Genomic DNA, 6,681 nt, shown 5'->3' on the forward strand with positions numbered 1-6,681 from the left:
TGAGAGCACCCCTTGCTACTTGTTACCAGCCCTCACCGCTACTTGTTACCAGCCCTCACCGCCGTCACTGCCTTTCTCGCTGCCACCAGGATCGGGTCCCAGACCGGGGAGAAAGGTGGGGCGTAGCCCAGGTCCAAGGCTGTCATCTGTTCGACCGTCATGCCTGCCGTCAAGGCCACCGCCGCGATGTCGACCCGCTTGCCCGCGCCCTCCCGTCCCACGATCTGGAGGCCCAGCAAGCGGCCCGTGCGGCGTTCGGCGAGGAGTTTGACAGTCATGGGGGCGGCGCCGGGGTAGTAGCCGGCGCGGCTGGTCGACTCGATGGTGACCGTGACGTACTGGAGGCCCGCGCGGTGGGCGTCCTTCTCCCGGAGGCCGGTGCGGGCGATCTCCAGGTCGCAGACCTTGCTGACCGCGGTGCCGACGACACCGGGGAAGGTGGCGTAGCCGCCGCCGACGTTGGCGCCGATGATCTGGCCGTGCTTGTTGGCGTGGGTGCCGAGCGGGATGTGGCGTTCGCGGCCGGAGACCAGGTCGAGGACTTCCACGCAGTCGCCGCCGGCCCAGATGTTCTCGTGGCCGCGGACGCGCATGGAGAGGTCGGTGAGCAGGCCGCCGTGGTCGCCCAGCGGCAGGCCCGCCGCCTTCGCGAGGTCGGTCTCCGGGCGTACGCCGATGCCCAGGACCACCACGTCGGCCGGGTACTCGGTGTCGGCCGTGACGACCGCGCGGACCCGGCCGTCGTCTCCGGTGCGGAAGCCGGTGACCTCGGCGTCGTTCACCATGGTGATGCCGAGGCCCTCCATGGCCTTGTGCACCAGGCGGCCCATGTCCGGGTCGAGCGTGGACATGGGCTCGCTGCCGCGGTTGACGACCGTGACCTCGTACCCGCGGTTGATCAGCGCCTCGGCCATCTCCACACCGATGTAGCCCGCCCCGACGACCACCGCGCGGCGGCCCTCGGTGGCGTCCAGCGTGTTCAGGAGGGCCTGGCCGTCGTCCAGGGTCTGCACACCGTGCACACCGGGCGCGTCGACGCCGGGCAGGGCGGGGCGGACCGGGCGGGCGCCGGTCGCGATCACGAGTTTGTCGTACGTCGTCCAGGACTCGGCGCCGGATTCGACGTCCCGCGCGCGCACACGCGCACCCCCGACATCGATCTCCACGACCTCCGTACGCATCCGGAGATCGATGTCCCGGGCCCGGTGCTCCTCGGGCGAGCGGGCGATGAGTCGGTCCCGTTCGGTGACGTCGCCGCCCACCCAGTACGGGATGCCGCACGCGGAGAAGGAGGTGAAGTGGCCCCTCTCGAACGCCACGATCTCCAACTCGTCGGGGCCCCGCAGCCGGCGTGCCTGCGACGCGGCGGACATGCCCGCCGCGTCGCCTCCGACGACGACCAGGCGCTCTTTCGAACGTTCAGTACGGCTCATGTTCACGGGAACACGCCACGGACGCCCCGCATTTCAGTCCTGCCGGCTCAACTCAATTCAGCTCAACTCAGCTCGCCCTCGCCGTCGCCCTCGTCCGGGGCCGTCGTCGGTCGGGCTCGCCGGGGGCGGGTGAGGCGGAGCCACAGCAGGACGACGAGGGCGGCGGCCACGGCGAAGGGGAGTACGGCGGCGAGGGCCAGGGCCAGCCAGCGGAACACCGCGACGAACGCGTTCCAGCCGCCCGCCAGGGCGTCCACGAACCCGGGGCCGTCGTCCTTGTCCGACTTTTTCACCGGTGTCTCGGACAGGGACAGCGTGATGGTGGCCAGGCTCGTACGGTCCTTCAGGGACTCCTGCTGGGCGAGCAGCGCCTCCAGGTCCGCCTGGCGGGTGCTCAACTCGCCCTCCAGGGTGACCACATCGCTGAGCTTGGTCGCCCGGTCCATGAGCTCGCGGATACGGGCCACGCTCGCCCGCTGCGTCTTGACGCGGCTCTCCACGTCGACGACCTGATCGGTGACGTCCTCCGCCTTGGCCTTGCGTTCGATCAGCTTGCCGGTGCCCTCCAGTTCGGAGAGGACCTCCTCGTACTTCCCGGTGGGCACCCGCAGGACGACCCGGGTGCGTTCGCGGCCCTCGCCGTCCCGGGTCGTGGACTCCTCGCCGACGAATCCGCCCGCGGTCTCGATGGTGGTGCGGGCCTCCTCCAGGGCCTTCGGCACGTCCTTGACCCGCACGGTCAGCGAGGCGGTGCGGATGATGTGGCTCGGGGTGATCTCGGGCGGCGCGTCGGCGGCCCGGCCCTTGCCCGTGTCGCCGCCGCCGTCGAGGGCGCCCTCCTCGCGGGCCGATGCGTCGGCCTTGCTGCCGGCACCCGCCGCGCTGTCCGACGTGGCGCCCGTGTCGTCGGCGCCGCTGCATCCGGCCAGCGCCAGGGCGGCGGCGAGGAACAGGGCTGCCAGCGCCCCTGCGGGCCGTCGGGGACGTCGTACGTGTCGTCGAGAACCTTGTATGTGTCGTCGGGAACGTTCTGTGTGCGTTTCGGCCATGGTGGCGTACCCCCCGAGGGTCGTGAGCGGGCGTGCCCACTTGCTTGTGTTTGCCGCGGTGCCTGCGGACTCTCCTTCGACGCCGGAGGGGGCCCGGACGTTGGCCGGACGCGGTCCCGAAGCGGTCACGGTCGGGACTCGGCGAGGCCACGGCCGCAAGGACGCGACACACGCCGCTCACAGGACCCACGCGGGACCGACGACATCACTGTCAGTGACGTCTGAGAGGCTGGAGCCATGAGCGGATCACATACGGACACCGGGCATGTCGTCGTCATCGGGGCAGGTATCGCGGGGCTGGCTGCCGCCCACGGGTTGCTGGCCAGACATGCGCGCGTGACCGTCCTGGAGGCCTCGGACCGGGTCGGCGGCAAGCTGCTGCCCGGCGAGATCGCGGGCGCGCGGGCCGACTTCGGCGCCGAGTCCATGCTGGCGCGCCGTCCCGAGGCGGTCGCCCTCGCCCGCGAGGTCGGGCTCGCCGACCGGCTCCGGCCGCCCGCCACCGCGACGGCCTCGCTGTGGACGCGGGGCGCGCTGCGGCCCATGCCGAAGGGGCACGTCATGGGCGTCCCCGGCACCGCGTCGGCCCTCGCCGGGGTGCTGTCCGACGAGGGCCTGGCCCGTATCGAGCGCGACGCCGACCTGCCCCGCACCGAGGTCGGCGACGACGTGGCGGTGGGGGAGTACGTGGCGGCCCGCCTCGGCAGAGAGGTCGTCGACCGTCTGGTGGAGCCCCTGCTGGGCGGCGTCTACGCGGGCGACGCGTACCGCATCTCGATGCGCTCGGCGGTCCCGCAGCTCTTCCAGGCCGCGCAGACGCACACCTCCCTCACGGAGGCCGTGCGTGAGATCCAGGCCCGGGCAGCCGCCGCCCAGCAGACGGGTCCGGTCTTCATGGGCATCGAGGGCGGTGTGGGCCGACTGCCGCTCGCGGTCGCCGAGTCGGTGCGCTCGCGCGGCGCCGAGATCCTCACCGGGGCCCTCGTCACGGAGCTGCGCCGAGAGACGCCCGGCGGCTGGCGCGTCGTCGCCGGGGACCGCGTGCTGCACGCCGACGCCGTGATCGTGGCCGTCCCCGCCCCGGCCGCCGCCGGCCTGCTGCGCGCCGAGGCACCGGAGGCCGCCGCCGAGCTGGCCGCCGTGGAGTACGCCTCCATGGCCCTCGTCACCCTCGCCTACCGCCGCGCCGATGTCACCCTCCCCGAGGGCAGCGGCTTCCTGGTGCCGCCGGTGGACGGGCGGACGATCAAGGCGTCCACGTTCTCGTCCCAGAAATGGGGCTGGGTCGCCGAGCAGAACCCCGACCTGCTGGTCCTGCGCACCTCCGTCGGCCGGTACGGCGAGACGGAGATCCTCGATCGCGACGACGCCCACCTCGTGGACGTCTCCCGCCACGACCTCCACGAGGCCACGGGCCTGTCCGCCACCCCGGTCGAGACCCGGGTCACCCGCTGGCACGAGGGCCTGCCTCAATACCCCGTCGGCCACCACGCGCGCGTGGCCCGCCTCCGCGAGCACGTGGCGAAGCTGCCGGGCCTCGCGGTCTGCGGCGCGGCGTACGACGGCGTCGGCATCCCGGCCTGCGTGGCGAGCGCGGCGGCGGCGGTGGACCAGATCCACGGCGACCTGCGCCGTGTGCAGGACCTCACCGCCAACCCGGTGCAAAGTCTCCACGGCGGAGCGGGAGAATAAGAACCATGAGCGACGACGCCCCCACCACCGAGTCCGGCCGCATCCCCAACAAGGGCAAGCTGGCCAAGGACCTCAACGAGGTCATCCGCTACACGCTGTGGTCCGTCTTCAAGCTGAAGGACGTCCTGCCGGAGGACCGCGCCGGATACGCCGACGAGGTCCAGGAGCTGTTCGACCAGCTCGCCGCGAAGGACGTGACCATCCGCGGCACGTACGACGTGTCCGGCCTGCGCGCCGACGCCGACCTCATGATCTGGTGGCACGCCGAGACCAGCGACCAGCTCCAGGAGGCGTACAACCTCTTCCGCCGCACCAAGCTGGGCCGCGCGCTCACGCCGGTGTGGTCGAACATGGCGCTGCACCGCCCCGCCGAGTTCAACCGCTCGCACATCCCGGCGTTCCTCGCCGACGAGACGCCGCGCAACTATGTCAGCGTCTACCCCTTCGTCCGCTCCTACGACTGGTACCTGCTGCCCGACGAGGACCGCCGCCGCATGCTCGCCGACCACGGCAAGATGGCCCGCGGTTTCCCCGACGTCCGCGCCAACACGGTCGCCTCGTTCTCGCTCGGCGACTACGAGTGGATCCTGGCCTTCGAGGCCGACGAGCTGTACCGCATCGTCGACCTCATGCGCCATCTGCGGGCTTCGGAGGCCCGGATGCACGTCCGCGAGGAGGTCCCGTTCTTCACGGGCCGCAGGAAGTCGGTGACGGAGCTGGTGGCGGGCTTGGCTTAGCCAGGAAGCACCGGCCATGACCCGCGCCCCATGCTTTCAAGGGGCGCGGGGCTGTGTTCCGACCGCGCGGTGCTCGGCTTCGGCTCCGGGTGCGCCGCACAGGCAGCCCTCCGCTTCGGCAGCCGCCCCTCCAACAGATATGCCTCCAGGTAGCCGTTGACACACTTGTTGGGCCCACCCGCAACGCCGTGGCTACCGGCATCCCGCTCCGTCACCAGCACCGACCCCCGAAGCCGCCGGTGCAGTTCGAGAGCCCCGTCATAAGGCGCGGCAGCGTCCCGCTCGGCCGCGAGAACGAGTGTCGGCGGCAGTTCACCCGGGCCCGTGCGCACATCCAGTGGTCGTTGCCGCGGCCCGCCCCAGTACGCACACGGCAGGTTCGTCCACACGTTGTCCCACGTCTCGAAGGGCGCGGTGCGCGCGAGCCGGGTGTTGTCGTGGTCCCAGACGCGCCACTCGGTCGGCCAGGGCGCGTCGTTGCACTCGACGGCGGTGTAGACGGCGTTGGAGTTCTCCTGCTCGACGGCCGCCTCCGGGTACGGCCCGGCCAGCTGGATCAGCGGCTCGGGGTCGCCCTTGCGATACGCGGACAGGGCGAGCGCGCGCTGCGGCCAGTAGTCGTCGTAGTACGCGGCCTGCAGCAACGCGCTCTTCAACTGGCCCGGCCCCACCTTGCCGCCCGCCGGCTCGGCGGCCAGCCGTGCCGCCACCCGCTCATAGCTCCGCAGCACCTTCTCCGGGGTGTTCCCCAGCCCGTACACCGTGTGGTGCTTGGCGACCCAGGCCCGGAAGTCCGCCCAACGCACCTCGAAGGCCGCCGACTGGTCGAGGTTGTTCCGGTACCAGATCTGGTCGGGATCGGGATCCACCGCCGAGTCGAAGACCATCCGGCGTACCCGGGAGGGGAACAGCGTGGCGTAGAGCGCCCCGAAGTACGTGCCGTACGACGCCCCCATGAACGTCAGCCGCCGCTCGCCGAGCGCGGCGCGCAGGACATCCAGGTCACGGGCGTTGTTGAGCGAATGGTAGTGCCGCAGCGCGCTTCCGCCCCGCTGCGCACACCCGCGCGCGTACGCCTTCGCCCGCGCGATCCGCTCCTTCTTGTACGACTCCGAGGGGTGCGTCGGCGCCTGTGAGGGCCCCCGGTGCAGTTGCTTCGGGTCCTGACAGGACAAGGGTGCCGACCGCCCGACCCCGCGCGGGGCGTACCCGACCAGGTCGTACGCCGCCCCGATCCGCTTCCACTCCGGGAGGAACCCGAGGACCGGAAAGGACATGCCGGACGCCCCCGGCCCACCCGGATTGAACACGAGGGCCCCTTGGCGTGCGACCTTCTTCCCCCGGGGGCCCTTTCCGGTGGCCGCGACCCGACTGACGGTCAGTGAGATCTGCTTCCCGTGCGGCCGCGCGTAGTCCAACGGCACCTGGACGGTCCCACACCGAAACCCTTCGGGCAGCCCCTCGACCACCGGACACTTCCCGAACCGGATCCCGCCCGCCTCGGCCCGCCGCACGGCAACCGAGACCCCGTACACCTCAGCGGTCACGGTCCGGCCTTGAGCAGGGGCAGCACCGAGCCCGCTCAACAACACCGACCCGACGGCCCCGTAGAGAACGGCAGCGCGCATCACATATCCCTCCGCACATAAAAGCGACAAAAGGGATGTTTTAGTTCGGGAAGGGTGGATGTAAAGCACCGCCCCGCAGTGTCGCCGTCGGGGGGCGCGGGGCTGTATCGATAGACGGCTCCGCCGCGCGGGCGAGGCCGGC

At 71.6% G+C, this 6,681-nt stretch carries 5 protein-coding genes; 2 read left to right on the forward strand and 3 right to left on the reverse strand.

Annotated elements, in window-relative coordinates; translation table 11 throughout:
* Positions 1-38: 38 nt before the first annotated feature.
* A complete protein-coding gene (locus STRIP9103_RS27470; RefSeq protein ID WP_374005071.1) occupies positions 39-1,433 on the reverse strand; it encodes an FAD-dependent oxidoreductase in 1,395 nt (464 codons plus the stop codon).
* A gap of 62 nt (positions 1,434-1,495) precedes the next feature.
* Complete coding sequence (locus tag STRIP9103_RS27475; protein WP_009324628.1) at positions 1,496-2,482, reverse strand: DUF4349 domain-containing protein; 987 nt, start codon at positions 2,480-2,482, stop codon at positions 1,496-1,498.
* A 237-nt stretch (positions 2,483-2,719) separates the two neighbouring features.
* Here STRIP9103_RS27475 and hemG point away from each other — a divergent pair, with 237 nt between their 5' ends.
* Both hemG and hemQ read left to right on the forward strand, forming a co-directional pair.
* Positions 2,720-4,174: a protoporphyrinogen oxidase gene (hemG, locus tag STRIP9103_RS27480; RefSeq protein ID WP_009324699.1), complete on the forward strand. Its 1,455-nt coding sequence runs from the start codon at positions 2,720-2,722 to the stop codon at positions 4,172-4,174.
* Positions 4,175-4,179: 5 nt separating this feature from the next.
* Positions 4,180-4,911 (forward strand): hydrogen peroxide-dependent heme synthase, encoded by a 732-nt coding sequence (hemQ, locus tag STRIP9103_RS27485; protein ID WP_009324610.1) that lies wholly within the window; start codon positions 4,180-4,182, stop codon positions 4,909-4,911.
* On the opposite strand, the gene STRIP9103_RS27490 is transcribed toward hemQ, so the two are convergent.
* Positions 4,908-6,539: an alpha/beta hydrolase gene (locus STRIP9103_RS27490; protein WP_048821086.1), complete on the reverse strand. Its 1,632-nt coding sequence runs from the start codon at positions 6,537-6,539 to the stop codon at positions 4,908-4,910. The two genes, hemQ and STRIP9103_RS27490, sit on opposite strands and share 4 nt — an antisense overlap.
* Between the last annotated feature and the right edge of the window lie 142 nt (positions 6,540-6,681).

The sequence above is a fragment of the Streptomyces ipomoeae 91-03 genome, from assembly GCF_000317595.1.
GTDB lineage: Bacteria > Actinomycetota > Actinomycetes > Streptomycetales > Streptomycetaceae > Streptomyces > Streptomyces ipomoeae.